This window comes from Rhodococcus sp. MALMAid1271, from assembly GCF_049195265.1.
Classification (GTDB): Bacteria; Actinomycetota; Actinomycetes; order Mycobacteriales; family Mycobacteriaceae; genus Rhodococcoides.
Genome location: NZ_JBMIRQ010000083.1, coordinates 103403 through 119200, shown reverse-complemented (window position 1 = coordinate 119200; position 15798 = coordinate 103403). Strand labels below are relative to the sequence as shown.

The 15798-nt window shown below is 64.0% G+C and carries 14 protein-coding genes; all 14 read right to left on the bottom strand.

Features of this window, described 5'->3' with window-relative positions; translation table 11 throughout:
* Positions 1 to 14 precede the first annotated feature (14 nt).
* On the bottom strand, positions 15 to 2117 hold the full coding sequence (gene fusA, locus ACOQFP_RS12260) for an elongation factor G (protein WP_206486726.1): 2103 nt from the start codon (positions 2115 to 2117) through the stop codon (positions 15 to 17).
* 95 nt (positions 2118 to 2212) lie between these two features.
* Positions 2213 to 2683 carry a 30S ribosomal protein S7 gene (gene rpsG / locus ACOQFP_RS12255; RefSeq protein ID WP_206486725.1) on the bottom strand — a complete coding sequence of 157 codons (471 nt, stop codon included), beginning with the start codon at positions 2681 to 2683 and terminating at the stop codon, positions 2213 to 2215.
* 1 nt (position 2684) lies between these two features.
* Positions 2685 to 3059, bottom strand: coding sequence for a 30S ribosomal protein S12 (gene rpsL / locus ACOQFP_RS12250; protein ID WP_008714048.1), 375 nt, complete (start codon positions 3057 to 3059; stop codon positions 2685 to 2687).
* A 295-nt stretch (positions 3060 to 3354) separates the two neighbouring features.
* Entirely contained in the window at positions 3355 to 3882 is a 528-nt protein-coding gene (locus ACOQFP_RS12245; RefSeq protein ID WP_341244584.1) for a DUF3558 domain-containing protein, read from the bottom strand.
* A complete protein-coding gene (locus tag ACOQFP_RS12240; protein WP_421584461.1) occupies positions 3879 to 4397 on the bottom strand; it encodes a DUF3558 domain-containing protein in 519 nt (172 codons plus the stop codon). The genes ACOQFP_RS12245 and ACOQFP_RS12240 overlap by 4 nt, the downstream gene beginning before the upstream one ends.
* 73 nt (positions 4398 to 4470) lie before the next feature.
* Positions 4471 to 5886, bottom strand: a complete 1416-nt coding sequence (locus ACOQFP_RS12235; RefSeq protein WP_421584460.1) for a guanine deaminase — start codon at positions 5884 to 5886, stop codon at positions 4471 to 4473.
* 46 nt (positions 5887 to 5932) lie between these two features.
* Positions 5933 to 6553, bottom strand: a complete 621-nt coding sequence (locus tag ACOQFP_RS12230) for a TetR/AcrR family transcriptional regulator (RefSeq protein ID WP_421584459.1) — start codon at positions 6551 to 6553, stop codon at positions 5933 to 5935.
* A 16-nt stretch (positions 6554 to 6569) separates the two neighbouring features.
* A complete protein-coding gene (locus tag ACOQFP_RS12225; protein WP_421584458.1) occupies positions 6570 to 7319 on the bottom strand; it encodes an enoyl-CoA hydratase family protein in 750 nt (249 codons plus the stop codon).
* Positions 7319 to 8479 (bottom strand): acyl-CoA dehydrogenase family protein, encoded by a 1161-nt coding sequence (locus ACOQFP_RS12220; RefSeq protein ID WP_421584457.1) that lies wholly within the window; start codon positions 8477 to 8479, stop codon positions 7319 to 7321. Before ACOQFP_RS12220 ends, ACOQFP_RS12225 begins: the two co-directional genes overlap by 1 nt.
* Positions 8476 to 10437, bottom strand: a complete 1962-nt coding sequence (locus tag ACOQFP_RS12215) for a biotin carboxylase N-terminal domain-containing protein (RefSeq protein ID WP_421584456.1) — start codon at positions 10435 to 10437, stop codon at positions 8476 to 8478. The genes ACOQFP_RS12220 and ACOQFP_RS12215 overlap by 4 nt, the downstream gene beginning before the upstream one ends.
* A gap of 5 nt (positions 10438 to 10442) precedes the next feature.
* Positions 10443 to 12041: an acyl-CoA carboxylase subunit beta gene (locus ACOQFP_RS12210; RefSeq protein ID WP_206486718.1), complete on the bottom strand. Its 1599-nt coding sequence runs from the start codon at positions 12039 to 12041 to the stop codon at positions 10443 to 10445.
* Complete coding sequence (locus ACOQFP_RS12205) at positions 12038 to 13186, bottom strand: acyl-CoA dehydrogenase family protein (protein WP_206486717.1); 1149 nt, start codon at positions 13184 to 13186, stop codon at positions 12038 to 12040. Before ACOQFP_RS12205 ends, ACOQFP_RS12210 begins: the two co-directional genes overlap by 4 nt.
* A complete protein-coding gene (locus ACOQFP_RS12200) occupies positions 13183 to 14946 on the bottom strand; it encodes an acyclic terpene utilization AtuA family protein (protein WP_421584455.1) in 1764 nt (587 codons plus the stop codon). The genes ACOQFP_RS12205 and ACOQFP_RS12200 overlap by 4 nt, the downstream gene beginning before the upstream one ends.
* A complete protein-coding gene (locus tag ACOQFP_RS12195) occupies positions 14943 to 15740 on the bottom strand; it encodes a TIGR03084 family metal-binding protein (protein WP_421584454.1) in 798 nt (265 codons plus the stop codon). Before ACOQFP_RS12195 ends, ACOQFP_RS12200 begins: the two co-directional genes overlap by 4 nt.
* Between the last annotated feature and the right edge of the window lie 58 nt (positions 15741 to 15798).

Here is a 15798-nt window from a genome sequence, read left to right as displayed (position 1 = left end):
CAGCCGGGAGAGAGTTACTCTCCGGTCGCCTTCGCGATGATTTCCTTCGACACGTTCGCGGGAACCTCTGCGTACGAATCGAAGACCATGGAGTAGTTAGCGCGGCCCTGTGTCTTCGACCGAAGGTCTCCGATGTAGCCGAACATCTCCGACAGCGGAACCAGTGCCTTGACGATACGGGCACCGCTGCGTTCCTCCATGGCCTGAATCTGACCACGGCGGGAGTTCAGGTCGCCGATGACCTCACCCATGTAATCCTCGGGCGTGATGACCTCGACGGCCATGACGGGTTCGAGAATGACGGGGCTGGCCTTGCGGGCGGCTTCCTTGAACGCTTGTGAGCCGGCGACCTTGAAGGCCATTTCCGACGAGTCGACGTCGTGGTACGCACCGTCGAGCAGTGTGACCTTGACGTTGACCAGGGGGTATCCGGCGAGAACACCGTACTGCATGGCGTCCTGAGCACCTGCGTCGACCGAGGGGATGTACTCCCTGGGCACTCGACCACCGGTGACCTTGTTCTCGAACTCGTAGGTCGCGCCGTCTTCGCCCTCGAAAGGCTCGAGCTTGATGATGACCTTCGCGAACTGGCCGGAGCCACCGGTCTGCTTCTTGTGCGTGTAGTCGTGCTTGTCGACCGTCTTGCGGATGGTCTCGCGGTACGCGACCTGCGGCTTGCCGACGTTGGCCTCGACCTTGAACTCGCGACGCATGCGGTCGACCAGGATGTCGAGGTGGAGCTCGCCCATGCCGCCGATCACCGTCTGGCCGGTGTCCTCGTCCAGCTTGACCGAGAAGGTGGGGTCCTCTTCGGCGAGCTTCTGGATAGCTGTTCCCAGCTTCTCCTGGTCGGACTTGGTCTTCGGCTCGATCGAGACCTGGATGACCGGGTCCGGGAAGCTCATGGACTCGAGGATGATCTGGTTCTGCGGATCGCAGAGCGTGTCACCCGTCGTGGTGTCCTTGAGGCCGATGACGGCGTAGATGTGACCGGCGGACGCGGTCGCGATCGCGTTCTCCTTGTTGGAGTGCATCTGGAAGAGCTTGCCCAGACGCTCCTTCTTGCCCTTGGTCGAGTTGATGACCTGAGCACCGGAGTCGACCTTGCCCGAGTACACCCGGACGTAGGTCAGCTTGCCGAAGAAGGGGTGTGTCGCGATCTTGAACGCGAGAGCGGCGAACGGCTCGTCCGCGGACGGCTTGCGAGTGAGCTCGGTCTCCTCGTCGCCGACGGCGTGACCGACGGTCTCGGCAACGTCGAGAGGTGACGGGAGGTAGTCGATGACCGCGTCGAGCATGGGCTGAACGCCCTTGTTCTTGAACGCGGATCCACACAGAATCGGGTACAGCTCGCTGTTGACCGTCATCTTGCGGATGGCGCCCTTGATCTCCTCGATCGTGAGCTCTTCGCCCTCGAAGTGCTTCTCCAGAAGCGCTTCGTCGGACTCGGCCACGGTCTCGAGCAGCTGCGTGCGGTACTCGTCTGCGCGCTCCTTGAGGTGTTCCGGGATCTCCTGGATCTCGTACTTCTCGCCGAGCTTGGTCTCGCCGCTCCACACGAGCGCCTTCATCTGCACGAGGTCGATGACGCCCTCGAACTCGTTCTCTGCACCGATGGGCAGCTGGATGACCAGCGGCTTGGCACCGAGACGATCGACGATGGTCTGCACGGTGTAGTAGAAGTCAGCGCCGAGCTTGTCCATCTTGTTGACGAAGCAGATACGCGGCACGTCGTACTTGTCGGCCTGACGCCACACCTGCTCGGACTGCGGCTCGACACCTTCTTTGCCGTCGAACACTGCGACAGCGCCGTCGAGGACGCGGAGCGAGCGCTCCACCTCGACGGTGAAGTCGACGTGACCGGGGGTGTCGATGATGTTGATCTGGTTGTCGTTCCAGAAGCACGTCGTGGCAGCAGAGGTGATCGTGATGCCACGCTCCTGCTCCTGCTCCATCCAGTCCATGGTGGCTGCGCCATCGTGAACTTCACCGATCTTGTAGGAGATACCGGTGTAGAAGAGGATGCGTTCGGTAGTGGTGGTCTTGCCGGCATCGATGTGGGCCATGATGCCGATGTTGCGGACCTTGTTGAGGTCGGTCAGCACGTCCTGTGCCACGAGTTAACCCGCCTTGGTGTTGGAAGAGGTATTGCCTGAGCTGATCAACGCTCCGGCGGTATCGGATAGTTCCGAGCACCACCGGAGCGAGGAGATCACCAGCGGTAGTGGGCGAACGCCTTGTTGGCTTCGGCCATCTTGTGAGTGTCCTCGCGACGCTTCACAGCGGCACCGAGGCCGTTGCTGGCGTCGAGCAACTCGTTCGCCAGACGCTCGACCATGGTCTTCTCACGACGAGCGCGCGAGAACGTGACCAGCCAGCGCAGTGCCAGCGTGGTGGAGCGGCCGGGACGAACCTCGACGGGCACCTGGTAGGTGGCACCACCGACGCGACGGCTGCGAACCTCGAGGGCCGGCTTGACGTTGTCCAGTCCACGCTTGAGCGTGACGACGGGATCGCTGCCGGTCTTCTCGCGAACCTGCTCGAGCGCCTGGTAGACGATGCGCTCTGCGGTCGACTTCTTGCCGTCGAGGAGGATCTTGTTGACGAGCTGCGTGACCAACGGCGATCCGTAGACCGGGTCGTTGATCAGCGGCCGCTTGGGTGCTGGGCCCTTGCGTGGCATATCAGCTCTTCTCCTTCTTGGCTCCGTAGCGGCTGCGAGCCTGCTTGCGGTTCTTGACACCCTGGGTGTCGAGCGAGCCGCGGATGATCTTGTAACGCACACCCGGGAGGTCCTTCACACGACCACCGCGAACGAGCACCATCGAGTGCTCCTGCAGGTTGTGACCCTCACCGGGGATGTATGCGGTGACCTCGACCGAGGAGGTCAGGCGAACACGCGCGACCTTACGGAGAGCGGAGTTCGGCTTCTTGGGGGTGGTGGTGTACACGCGAGTGCACACACCACGGCGCTGGGGACTGCCCTTGAGGGCAGCGGTCTTCAGTTTCGCGACCTTGTCGGTGCGTCCCTTACGGACCAGCTGGTTGATCGTTGGCATAAACCGGCTTTCTTCGTGTCGATAAACAGGGATCTAGCAGTTGGAGCAAGAGAACACTGCTCCTCACCCGGTACCGCTGCTGCTCCAGTACTACTTCTGCGGGTCTCTTGCACCCCGCGGTCGGGTGTGTCGCATACCCCCACACGTCCAGCCGGTTGCGCGCTCTTTCACTCGAACGTGCGCACGGCTGTACCTCGCATAGGCACACAAACGTTCCGGCCATGCCGGACACGACCCATAACGATACCCGGCGGCGTCGCCTCGGGTCAAAACACCCCTGCTGTGACCGCTCGAGCTACCGGCTCAGATTGAGAGTGAGGTCGGCGAGCTTGGTCGCGGCCTGACAGGGGTCGGGATGAGCGACGTCCGGCTGATACTGCACCCACCACCCGAATATGCCCGAGCGATCCGCACCCGCGGAAACCCCACACGACGCCGAATCGTTCGGCCGTTGCGTCTGGATTGCTTTGCGGCCCTGGACAGTTGTGTCGCTGACGGTGTAGTTCATCTTCTCGTCGGCGGCTCGCTCGGCGGCCAGGGTGCCGTACTCGAACCAGTTGAACGTCACCTTCACGGTACCGGCGGAGCCGATGAGATCCCACCGACATATTGCCCCGAAGAACCCCCGGGCGATGTCCTCGGCCTCGGTGGCGTCGAGGATCTGGTCGTCGGTGACGGCATCGCACTCGGTCAACAACTTGGTGAATTCTTCACCACCCGATCCACCGAACGCGGCAGGCCGGGCTGTCCCCTCGACGGTCTGGGAGCAGCCTGCGGCAAGCAACAGCGTCGCTGCGGCGGCAATCACACGTCTGGTGCTCATTGCTTGCGCTCCACGGTCAGCTTCGCCAGTTCGTTCGCGACCTCGCAGGGCGGCCGCACCACCGGTGAGTCGGAATAGGTGATCGACCAGTGAATGAAGTCGTCGCCGAACTGCACACCGATCTCGCACAAGGGTCCTTGCTCGGCCTCGAACCCGGGGTTGCCGTCGATCGAGATGTCCTTCGCGGGCCGACCGATCAGCTCGGAACCGGCACGTTCGCGTCCGATCGGGCTGCCGCGGTACCAGGAGAAGCTGATGCGGGGACCGCTGAAGCCCACGGTTTCCCACTGGCAGCCGACGGAGTTACGGGTGATCTGCCCGAACGGACCCACTCCGAACGCGGATTGCACCTCGGCATCGGAGATCGATCCGCATTCACCGAAGAAGGGGCCGGGCTCGTACGCCGCGGTGGTGGTCGTGTCCGTGGCTGCGGACGAGGACGCGGTGTCGCCCTCGCCGCCGCACCCGGCGACCAGAGCGGCGACTGCGGTGATGACCACTGCCACTCGCTTCATGTCGTCCTTCGCCTGCTGTTCGGTGCCGAAGTTCGGGTGTCGTTGTGAACCTATCAATCGGATGATCCCCGAGTCATGTGCCGTGCACGGCGCGTCCTCGGACATACACGCCGACGATGGCGGGCTCGCGCATGGCCATCAAGAGTGCGAACAGCGTTTGCTCCCGAGCCAGCTCTGGATCCTCGGCGCGTACGCCGTGATCGATGGCCGCCGCCAAGTTCGGCCACGCGTTCGGATCGACCACGACGAAGTCTGCTTCCTTGCCGGCGTCGAAGTTGCCGATTCGGCTCTCCATGTCCAGCGCGCGGGCACCGGCGAGAGTTCCGGTGAACAACAGCTCGGCCGGATGCAAGGACAGCCCCGCGTCTCCGGCCTCGGAGATGTGCACTTTGAATGCGTCGGCGAGCACCTGCGGCAGTAGCCATTCGTCGCCGCCGCCGAAATCGGATCCGATGGCGATGTTCACCCCCGCGGCGACGGTTCGTTTCCATGGCATCGTGCCCGAGCCGAGAAATTGCTGGGAGGTGGGACAGTGCGCGATGGATGTACCGGTCTCGGCCATCCGTGCCAACTCGGCGTCCTGACAGTGGACGGCGTGAGCGAGGATGCTGCGCTTGCCGAGGAAGCTCTTGCCGCCGACCTGCGAACCGGGCAGGAATTTGCCGTCGTAGGTGTCGAGATAGTTGTCCACTCGATACGCGGCCTTGGTGGCGTCGATCTCGCCGGTGCCCGGCCGGTTGTTCTCGTTCAGATGCGTGTGGAAGTAGACACCTCGCGTTCGCACCGAATCGTAGAGGTCACCGAGATTCTTCAGCGTCTGCGTGGTGACCGAGAGCGAAAACCTCGGTACGACGGCCACGTGCAGCATGGCCGTGTCGACGTCGCCGGTATCTGCAGCGTGCCACTTCTCGATCTCCTCCGAGACCAGCCGGATGGCCTCGTTCTCGCTGGTGATCAGGGCCTGGGCGGACGACGGGCCGGTGGTCTGGACTCCGCGACCGCTGACGATGCGTAGTCCGTGCCTGCTCGTCTCGGAGAACAGCGAATCCTGCGCATGAGGGAAGGCCGACCCGAACACCATCGCCTGTGTGGTGCCCGCCCGGATGCGTGCGGCACAGAAGTCCCTGGCCGCTGCGGCTGCGAACTCGGGATCGGCGAAGCGGGACTCGGACGGGAAGATGCACGTGTTCAGCCATTCGAGCAGCTGGCCGCCGCCGTACGAGTCTCCGGCGTAGGTCTGCGGGAAGTGAATATGTGTGTCGACGAATCCCGGCAGGAGGAAGCCCGGACGATGATCGGCCACCGACAGGTCAGCGAATCGACTTGGAAGTGAATCGAATTCACCGCAGAACTCGATGACACCGTCATCGCCGACGACGAGGACGCCATCGGGAATCGACACCAGCGCAGCCGCGGCCTCGACCATCGTGGGCGAGCCGGCGACGTGAAAGATGTGGCCGCGGTGCACGCGAGCGGTATCGGAAGTCACCAGCCAGACTCAAGCACAGGTTGCCAGGTGCTGCAGACCGGGCGAATCAGAGCGCTATCGATCCAGCTGTGTCCCTGGCGTTGAGCGAGGAGTCGAGTACATCTGCCCAGGTGCGGACGATCTCGACGCGTCGCCGCGCATCGTCGGTGAGCACATCGGCCAGACCCAGACCGCGGGCCAGATCCAGGGTCGCCTGGACGAGACGGTGAGTGACCGGATCGTTGTCGTCCACCCCGAGATTCTCGACGGCCATCTTGTGGGCCCGGCGGCCGAACCGTTCCTCGAGCGGCACGATCCGATCGCGTAGCTCCGGGTCGGCCGATGCAGCCGTCCACACCTGCAGTGCCGCTTTGAACATCGGACCGGTGTAGTACTCGACGAGCCGCTCCACCACGAGCTTCGTCCGCCCCGGCCCCGGCGGGATGTCCTGTGCCTCGCGGCGTGCGTGGTCCATTCGCAGGTCGAACATGTACTCGAGTGCGCCGGTGATCAAGTCTTCACGCGTCGGGAAATGGTGTTGGGTGGCGCCGCGGGAGACGCCTGCGCGCTCGGCGACCACACCGACCGTCGTTGCGCCCCAGCCCTGCTCGGAGAGCGAGTCGATCGTCGCCTCCAGCAGTCGCTGACGCGTCACCCTGCTTCGGTCCTGCTTGGGTTCGCGCGCCACCACCATCTCCCTCTACTTACTGAGCCGCCCAGGACGGGGACCTCTTCTCCAGAAAGGACATCATCCCCTCTCTGGCCTCGTCCGATGCAAACAACCTGGCAGATTGCTCGGCCACGGCCGTCCCGCGCTCGTCGATCTCGCGCCGGATCGCCGCTGTGGTGAGCCCCTTCGACTCGGCCAGACCCTGCGGCGAGCACTTGCCGAACATGGTCGTGTAGTCGGCAACGGCAGCCGTAGGCGAGTCCTCGGCCGCGGTGATCAGCCCGATGGCCTCGGCGACGGCCCCGTCGAAGGTCTCGCCGGTGAGAAAGTAGCGACTCGCGGCCCGCGATGACAATCGCGGTAGGACGGCCACGGAAATCACCGACGCGGCGAGACCGAGGCGAACCTCGGTGAGTGCGAACGAGCTCTCCGGCCCGGCGACTGCGATGTCGCAGGCCGCGACCAATCCCATGCCGCCTGCTCGCACATGCCCATCGATGCGTGCGATCACGGGCTTCGGGGTGTCGATGATCAACCGCATCACGTCGAGCATCTGCCGAGTACGAAGTTCCGGTGACGAGCCGACCTCGCGCAGATCGGCTCCGGCGCAGAACGTCGTACCTGTGTGACCCAGCACGATCGTTCGGACGGCTCGATCCTGCGCCGCCGCGGTGAATCCGGCGGTGAGCTCCTCGACCAACACCGAGGACAGCGCATTTCGATTCTCCGGCGAATCCAGCGTCACGTACGCTGTCCCGCTTGCCAACTCGTACGTGACCGCCATCAGTAGCTTCTCGGCAGTCCGAGCGAATGCTGGCTCACGAAGTTCAGAATCATCTCTCGACTCACCGGTGCCACACGCGCTATACGGGCGTTCCCGAGCAGCGCCGCCAAGCCGTACTCGCTGGTCAGACCGGCACCTCCGTGGGTCTGGATCGCCTGATCGAGCGCCTTGATGCTGGCCTCGGCGGCAGCGTATTTGGCCATGTTCGCGGCCTCGGCGGCACCGAAATCGTCGCCGGAGTCGTAGAGCACAGCTGCTTTCTGCATCATCAGCTTCGCGAGCTCCAGCTCGATCTTGCACTGCGCCAACGGATGAGACAGTCCCTGATGCGCCCCGATCGGTGCCTTCCAGACCGTGCGCTCATTGGCGTACTTCACCGCGGCGTCGATGGCGTACCGGCCGATGCCGATCGCCATCGCGGCACCGAGAATGCGTTCGGGGTTCAGGCCCGCGAACAGCTGCATCAGGGCGGCGTCGGCCTCGCCGACGAGTGACTCGGCGGGCAGGCGGACGTCGTCGAGGAACAACACGAACTGGTGATCGGGCTCGACGATGTCCATGTCCATCTGTGTCTTCTGCAGACCGGGCGCGTCGGTAGGAACGATGAACAGGGCGGGCTTGAGCTTGCCGGTCTTGGAATCCTCGGTGCGTGCAACGATCAACACCGCATCGGCCTGATCGACACCGGAGATATAGATCTTGTTGCCCTTCAACACCCACTCGTCGCCATCGCGACGGGCCGTGGTGGTGATCTGATGTGAGTTGGAGCCGGCGTCGGGTTCGGTGATACCGAAGGCCATGATCTTGGAGCCGTCGGCGAGGCCGGTGAGCCACTTCTGCTTCTGATCGGCTGTGCCGTATCTGCCGATGATGGTGCCGCAGATCGCCGGGCTGACGACGACGAGCAACAGACCGGCACCGTGCGCGGACAACTCCTCCTGGACGAGCGCGAGTTCGTAGATGCCCGCGCCGCCTCCGCCGTATTCCTCGGGCAGGTTGACGCCGAGGAAGCCGAGCTTGCCTGCCTCGTTCCACAGTTCGGTCAGCGGCTCGCCCTTGCGCGCTCTGGGCAACACGTAGTCGATGTAGTTGTACCGCTTGCCCAGTGACGAGACCGCGTGACGCAGCCCCTTCTGCTCTTCGGTTTCGATGAAACTCATGCTTGTTCCTCTCCTACTACTGCCAGAACTTGCCCTACTTCGACTTGCTGACCCTGCTGGACGTTGAGCTCGGTGAGCACACCGTCTGCGGGTGCAGTGATCGTGTGTTCCATCTTCATGGCCTCCAGCCACAGGATCGGCTGGCCCATCGTGACGGTATCGCCCTGCGCTGCAGCAACTCTGATGACACTGCCCGGCATCGGAGCCAACAGCGACCCGGCCGCCACCTCGTCTGCCGGGTCGGTGAAACGAGGTGCCCGAACCAACCGCACCGGGCCGAGAGCGGAGTCGACGAACACAGCCGATCCGTAGCTGTGCACCTCGAAGGTGCGACGAATTCCCCTGTCGTCGAGCGTCACCGACATCGGAGTGTTCTCGACGAGTTCGACATCGTCCAACGACACGCCGTCCACCGAGCAGGTGAGACCACCGCGACCGATCGAGTACTCGACGACGATGTCGTCGTAGGTCTTCCGCTGCGGTTGCGATCGAAGGTTTCGCCACCCCGCGGGCAGTCCCGCATTCACACGGGCCCGCTGCCTGTTGCTCGATGCATCGGCGAGGGCCGCCGCGAGCACGGACAACTGTTCGGAGCGACCCTGCGCAATCGGTCGGGACAGAACATCGAGGCCGTGGGTGTCGAAGAACGCGGTGTCGGTGTCCCCCGCCAGGAATGCAGGATGCCGCAGAATGTTGACCAGCAGATCACGGTTGGTCTTCAGGCCGTGGATAGTGGCCCGCTGCAGCGCTTTCGCCAGCAGGTTCGCGGCCTGGTCTCGCGTCGGCGCGAAGGAGATGACCTTGGCGAGCATCGGGTCGTAGTGAGTGCTCACCACACTGCCCGTCTCGACCCCGGAGTCCACTCTGATCCCGGCACGAGTGAGCACCTCGAAGTGCGCGCCGGGGATCTCGAATCGGTGCACGGCACCGCTCTGCGGTTGCCAATCCAGAGCCGGATCCTCGGCATAGAGCCGAACCTCGATGGAGTGCCCGCGCGTCGTGGGTTGCTCGGCAGGCAATCGCTGCCCCGCTGCCACCCGAATCTGCAGCGCAACCAGATCCAGACCTGTCGTACATTCTGTGACCGGATGCTCCACCTGCAGACGGGTGTTCATCTCGAGGAAGAAGAAGTTGCCCCTGTCGTCGGCGAGGAATTCCACGGTCCCCGCACCCTCGTAGCCGATGGCCTCGGTAGCCAGTCTCGCCGCCTCGAAGAGTTTCCCACGCATACCGTCGATGCGTTCGACGAGCGGCGACGGCGCTTCTTCGACCACCTTCTGGTGTCGGCGTTGGATCGAGCATTCACGCTCACCCACCGTCCACACGGTGCCGAATCGGTCGGCCATCACCTGGACTTCGATGTGCCGGCCGGTCTCGATGTACCGCTCTACGAATACCGTGCCGTCACCGAATGCCGAGAGTGCCTCCCGCTCGGCCGCTTCGAGTTCGGACTGCAGGTTCTCGAGGCTGCGCACGATGCGCATGCCGCGCCCGCCACCTCCAGCGGAGGCCTTGATCAACACCGGGAGTTCGTTCGCGGTGACCGACGCGGGATCGAGCTGGGTCAACACCGGCACACCTGCGTCGGCCATCATCTTCTTCGACTCGACCTTGGACCCCATCAGTTCGATGGCCTTGACGGGCGGTCCGATCCAGGTCAGGCCCGCGTTCTGCACCTGCTGCGCGAAATCGGCGTTCTCGGAGAGGAATCCGTATCCCGGATGCACTGCGTCGGCTCCGGCCTGTACCGCGGCGGCGATGACGAGTTCACCGCGCAGATAGGTCTCGGACGAGCTGTTGCCGGGCAGGCGTACGGCGGCGTCGGCCTCCCGTACGTGCGGGGAGTTCGCATCGGCGTCCGAGAACACCGCGACGGTGTCGATTCCTTCGGCTCGGCACGTGGTGAAGACACGTCGAGCGATTTCACCACGGTTGGCTACCAGGATGCTGTTCAGCATGTCTCTCACATCCGGAAGACACCGAAGTTGGCGGTGCCTTCGATCGGGGCAGATGCAATGGCCGACAGGCACATTCCCACTACCGTACGGGTGTCACGGGGATCGATGACGCCGTCGTCGTACAGGCGCCCGGAGAGAAACATCGGCAGCGACTCGGCTTCGATCTGGGCTTCGATCATGGCGCGCAGCCCTGCGTCGGCCTCGGCGTCGAAGGCTTGGCCGCGAGCCTCCGCGGCGGCCCGTCCGACGATGGAAATGACACCGGCGAGTTGCGCGCCGCCCATCACGGCGGACTTGCTCGACGGCCAGGCGAAGAGAAAGCGTGGATCGAAGGCGCGGCCGCACATACCGTAATGGCCGGCGCCGTAGGAAGCACCGAGCAGGATCGAGATGTGCGGCACTGTCGAATTGGAGACGGCGTTGATCATCATCGAGCCGTGCTTGATCATGCCGCCTTCCTCGTACTCTCTGCCGACCATGTATCCGGTGGTGTTGTGCAGAAACAGAAGTGGCGTGTCAGACCGATTCGCCAGCTGGATGAACTGGGTTGCCTTCTGCGATTCCTCGCTGAACAGCACGCCGCGAGCATTGGCGAGGATGCCGATCGGGTAGCCGTGCAACTGGGCCCAACCCGTGACGAGCGACCCTCCGTACATGGGTTTGAACTCGTCGAAATCGGAACCGTCGACGATGCGGGCGATGACCTCGCGTGGGTCGAACGGGATCTTCAGATCGGTGGGGACGATGCCGAGCAGATCCTCGGGGTCCGCAAGCGGTTCGACGACCTCGGCGCGCGGCTCGGGCCCCTTCTTCTTCCAGTTCAATCGGGACACTATGTTGCGGCCGATCCGGATGGCATCCTGCTCGTCGACGGCGAAGTAGTCTGCGAGACCGGACTTTCGAGCGTGCATCTCGGCCCCGCCGAGTGACTCGTCGTCGGAGTCCTCACCGGTGGCCATCTTGACCAGAGGCGGGCCCGCGAGGAAAACCTTGGACCGCTCTTTGACCATGACGACGTGATCGGACATGCCGGGGATGTAGGCGCCACCGGCAGTGGAGTTGCCGAACACCAGGGCAATCGTGGGTATGCCCGCCGCGGAGAGCTGCGTCAGGTCGCGGAACATGCGCCCACCGGGGATGAACACCTCCTTCTGTGTCGGCAGATCGGCACCGCCGGACTCGACCAGGGAGATGACCGGAAGTCGGTTCTGGGTTGCGATGTCGTTGCCGCGGAATCCCTTCTTGAGGGTCCACGGATTACTGGCTCCGCCGCGGACCGTCGGATCGTTGGCGACGATCAGACACTCGACCCCGCACACCACACCGATCCCCATGACAGTGCTGGCCCCGACCGGGAAATCGCTGCCCCAGGCCGCAAGTGGGCACAGTTCGAGAAACGCGGAGTCCTCGTCGATCAGCAACTCGATACGTTCGCGGGCGAGCAGCTTGCCGCGCTTACGGTGCCGCTCGATGTACTTCTCGCCGCCGCCGAGCAGAGCTTTCGAGTGCTCTGCGTCGATCTCGTCGAGCTTGGTGTTCATGGCCTCGACACTCACAGCGAATTGCTCCGAAGTGGTGTCGAGGGTGGACTCGAGCACGCTCATGCCTGATACCCCAATCGTTTTGCTGCCAGTCCGGTGAGAATCTCGGTGGTGCCCCCGCCAATGCCGAGGATGCGCATGTCCCGATACTGCCGCTCGACCTCGCTCTCACGCATGTAACCGAGTCCGCCGAACAGTTGCACCGCTTGATTGGCCACCCACTCCCCGGACTCGACGGCGGTGTTCTTGGCGAAGCAGACCTCGGCGATGAAGTCCTGGTTCTCCTGCATCGACCGCTCGACCAGCGCGCGGGTATATACCCGCGCGATGTCGATCTTGCGCGCCATTTCGGTGACGGTGTTCTGCACGGATTGCCGTGCGATGAGCGGCTTTCCGAATGTCTCACGATCGCGGACCCACTGCAGCGTCAAATCGAGGCACCGTTGCGCGCTGGCGTAGGCCTGGGCGGCCAGCGCGATCCGCTCGGTGAGAAACGCCTGCGCGATCTGCGCGAAGCCACTGTTCTCGGCCCCGACCAGATTGCGCACCGGAACCCGGGCGTCGACGAACGACAGTTCGGCCGTATCGGAGGCACGCCAGCCCATCTTGTCGAGCTTGCCGGTGACCTCGAAACCGGGCGTCCCCTTCTCGATGACGAGAAGTGATACCCCGGCCGCACCGTCGCCGCCCGTGCGGACCGCGGTGACGACGAAATCGGCTCGGCAGCCGGAGGTGATGTACGTCTTGGACCCGTTCACGAGGTAGTGCTCGCCGTCCCTGACAGCCTTCGTTCTGAGATGGCCGACATCCGAGCCGCCACCGGGCTCGGTGATCGCGAGCGAACCGATCTTCTCCCCCGCCAATGTGGGCCGTACCCACTTCTCGATCTGATCGGCATCACCCGCTGCGATCAAGTGCGGCAGGGCGATTCCGCTGGTGAACAGTGAGGCGAACAGACCACCCGAGGCACCGGCCTGGTGCATCTCCTCGCAGATCACCACGGCGTCGGCGAGATCCCCGCCGTCGCCGCCGACCTCCTCGGGAAACCCGGCTCCGATCAAACCGAGCGCTGCGGCCTTCTTGTGCAGCTCACGCGGAATCTCGCCGTCGTTCTCCCACTGATTCAGATACGGCGCGATGTCCTGCTCCACGAAACTGCGGACGGTCTTTCGGAGCTGCAGACGCTCGGGCGTCGTCCAGATACTCATCCGAGTTCTCCCTTCTTATCAGGTTGTTCCGCAGGCTCCACTCCTGAGCCGCCGGGTCGTTCCGCAGGCTCCACTCCTGAGCTGTAAGCAAGCGTTTCGGGAATTTCGATGTGCCGTGACCGCAGCCACTCACCGAGCCCCTTGGCCTGTGGATCGAATCTCGCCTGTGATGCGACGCCTTGGCCGAGGATGCCGTCGATGACGAAGTTCACCGCCTTCAGGTTCGGCAGCACGTGCCGGGTTACGGTCAGCGGCTCGGCCTCGGGCAGCATCTTCTTCAGAGTGTCGATCGTCAATGCATGTACCAGCCAGGCGAATTCATCCTCGGTGCGCACCCAGACCCCGACGTTGGCACTGCCGCCTTTGTCTCCGCTTCGCGCAGCGGCGAGGATTCCGAGTGGAGCTCGGATGGTGGGTTCGTGTGGCCTGGGTGTGGGCAGCGCTGGCTGTTCGAGTTCCTCCAGTGCTCGGGTCTGTGGCGACGGGGCGATGACGCTGTCGGTGCCGTCGGCGAAATGCGCGACGTGTGCGATCTCGGCCGCGTCGACGAAGCCGGCGGTGAACACCCCGTACGGGGCTCCGTTTCCCGGCGGCGCGGTCACCGAGAATCCCGGATAGCTGGCCAGTGCGAGTTCTATTGCCACCGATGAGAACTGACGTCCGACTACGTCGGGGTTGCTGTCGCGGGCCACGCAGCGCAGCAGCGCGCTGGCCGTCTCCTCGGTCTCGGCGTCCGGCTTGTCGGTGCGCACCAGAGTCCAGTCCAGCTCGGCCGGCCGGTTGGACAGCCAGGACTCGAACTGACGCTGCGCGAGTGCGGCTTTGGCTTCGATGTCGAGACCGGTGAGGACCATCGTGAATTCGTTGCGGAAGCCACCGAGTGCGTTGAGGGAGACCTTGTAGGTGGGCGGCGGTGCCTCTCCGCTCACCCCGGTGATCGACACGCGATCGCTCGATTCTCGAGTCAGGATCGCCGAGTCGATTCGCGCGGTGACATCGGGGTTCGCGTAGCGTCCGCCGGTGATTTCGTAGAGCAACTGAGCGGTGACGGTGCCGACGCTGACCGCGCCGCCGGTGCCCTCGTGCTTGGTGATGACGCTCGAGCCGTCACGGTGAATTTCCGCGATCGGAAAGCCCGGTCGAGACATGTCCGCGATCTCGGTGAAGAACGAATAGTTGCCACCGGTGGCCTGTGTTCCGCACTCGATGACGTGCCCGGCGACGACTGCTCCAGCCAGGGCGTCGTAATCGGTGCGGGCCCAACCGAAGTGTGCTGCTGCAGGCCCGACAATCACGCTGGCATCGGTGACGCGGCCCGTCACGACGACGTCTGCACCGGAGTTCAGGCATTCCACGATTCCCCACGCGCCGAGATAGGCATTGGCAGTCAGTGGACTTCCGAGATCGAGCTCGGCAGCACGATCGAGGAGATCGTCGCCGTCTACGTAGGCGATCTTCGCGCCGGAGTCGAGCTTGTTCAATGCCTCGGCGAGGCCCCGCGGATTGAGTCCGCCGGCGTTCGCCACGATCTTGACGCCCTTGTCCAGGGCCAGACCCAGACAGTCCTCGGCCTGGCGCAGAAAGGTTTTGGCGTAGCCGCGAGTCGCGTCCTTCATCCGGTCGCGGCCGAGAATGAGCATCGTAAGCTCTGCAAGGTAGTCACCGGTGAGGTAATCGAGTTCACCGCCCTCCAGCATCTCGCGCATCGCGGAGATCCGGTCTCCGTAGAAGCCGGAACAGTTGCCGATACGGACTGTCATGCTTTCTCTCGTCCTACTCCGGGAGGGCCTGCGAAGGCTTGGGCGATGGTGAGCCAGTGCAGTGCATCGGCTCCTTCGACCTGGAGGTCGAGGTTGTCGCGATGTGCGCGCTGGGTGACGAGAAGGCAGAAGTCCAGGGCGGGGCCGAGGACACGTTGAGAGGCGTTCTCGGGCCCCCAGGCCCAGAGCTGACCCGACGGTGCGGTGAGCTCGATCCGGAACGGTTCGCTCGGCGGAGCCTGCTGGTTCACCACATAGGCGAAATCTCTTGTTCGGACGCCGATGTGGGCAACACCGTGGATCCGGTCGGTGGCAGTGCGCGTGATCCCCAGCGCGTCGGCGACGTCCTGTCCGTGTGCCCAGGTCTCCATCAACCGGGCAGTGGCCATCGAGGCGGCGCTCATCGGGGGTCCGAACCACGCGATCTTGGTTCCGGACGGGACCTGTGTCAGGGCCTCGGTCATGGCGCGGCGTCGGGTACGCCAGGTGCTCAACAGGTCCGGATTCCGGGATTCCTCCTCGGCGGCGGCGTCGACGAAGCCGGTGGGGTCCTCCCATGCCTTCTTCAGCGTGACGCCGAACTCTGTTTCGGCCTCGGTATCGCCGGAGGCCGCGGACGTGGTTCGTTCCGCGACGTGATCCGTCCAGGACAGGTGGCCGATCTGGTGGGCGATGGTCCAGCCTGCAGCGGGGGTCGGTGTCGCCCACTGCTCGGAAGTCAGTTCGCCCACGAGCGCATCGAGGTCGTCGCCCTCGGCGCGCAGATCGTCGACGAGGGAGTGGAGGTCTGCCATGGGTTCAGCTTCACAAAGGGTCGAGAAAAAAGCAAGCACGACTGCTTGTTAATTTGTT

Bases quoted from the DNA above. Each gene is read 5' to 3' on its own strand.
- rpsG (WP_206486725.1), bottom strand. From the start codon at position 2,683: ATGCCACGCAAGGGCCCAGCACCCAAGCGGCCGCTGATCAACGACCCG.
- rpsL (WP_008714048.1), bottom strand. From the start codon at position 3,059: ATGCCAACGATCAACCAGCTGGTCCGTAAGGGACGCACCGACAAGGTC.
- ACOQFP_RS12245 (WP_341244584.1), bottom strand. From the start codon at position 3,882: ATGAGCACCAGACGTGTGATTGCCGCCGCAGCGACGCTGTTGCTTGCC.
- ACOQFP_RS12240 (WP_421584461.1), bottom strand. From the start codon at position 4,397: ATGAAGCGAGTGGCAGTGGTCATCACCGCAGTCGCCGCTCTGGTCGCC.
- ACOQFP_RS12225 (WP_421584458.1), bottom strand. From the start codon at position 7,319: ATGGCGGTCACGTACGAGTTGGCAAGCGGGACAGCGTACGTGACGCTG.
- ACOQFP_RS12220 (WP_421584457.1), bottom strand. From the start codon at position 8,479: ATGAGTTTCATCGAAACCGAAGAGCAGAAGGGGCTGCGTCACGCGGTC.
- ACOQFP_RS12215 (WP_421584456.1), bottom strand. From the start codon at position 10,437: ATGCTGAACAGCATCCTGGTAGCCAACCGTGGTGAAATCGCTCGACGT.
- ACOQFP_RS12210 (WP_206486718.1), bottom strand. From the start codon at position 12,041: ATGAGCGTGCTCGAGTCCACCCTCGACACCACTTCGGAGCAATTCGCT.
- ACOQFP_RS12205 (WP_206486717.1), bottom strand. From the start codon at position 13,186: ATGAGTATCTGGACGACGCCCGAGCGTCTGCAGCTCCGAAAGACCGTC.
- ACOQFP_RS12200 (WP_421584455.1), bottom strand. From the start codon at position 14,946: ATGACAGTCCGTATCGGCAACTGTTCCGGCTTCTACGGAGACCGGATC.
- ACOQFP_RS12195 (WP_421584454.1), bottom strand. From the start codon at position 15,740: ATGGCAGACCTCCACTCCCTCGTCGACGATCTGCGCGCCGAGGGCGAC.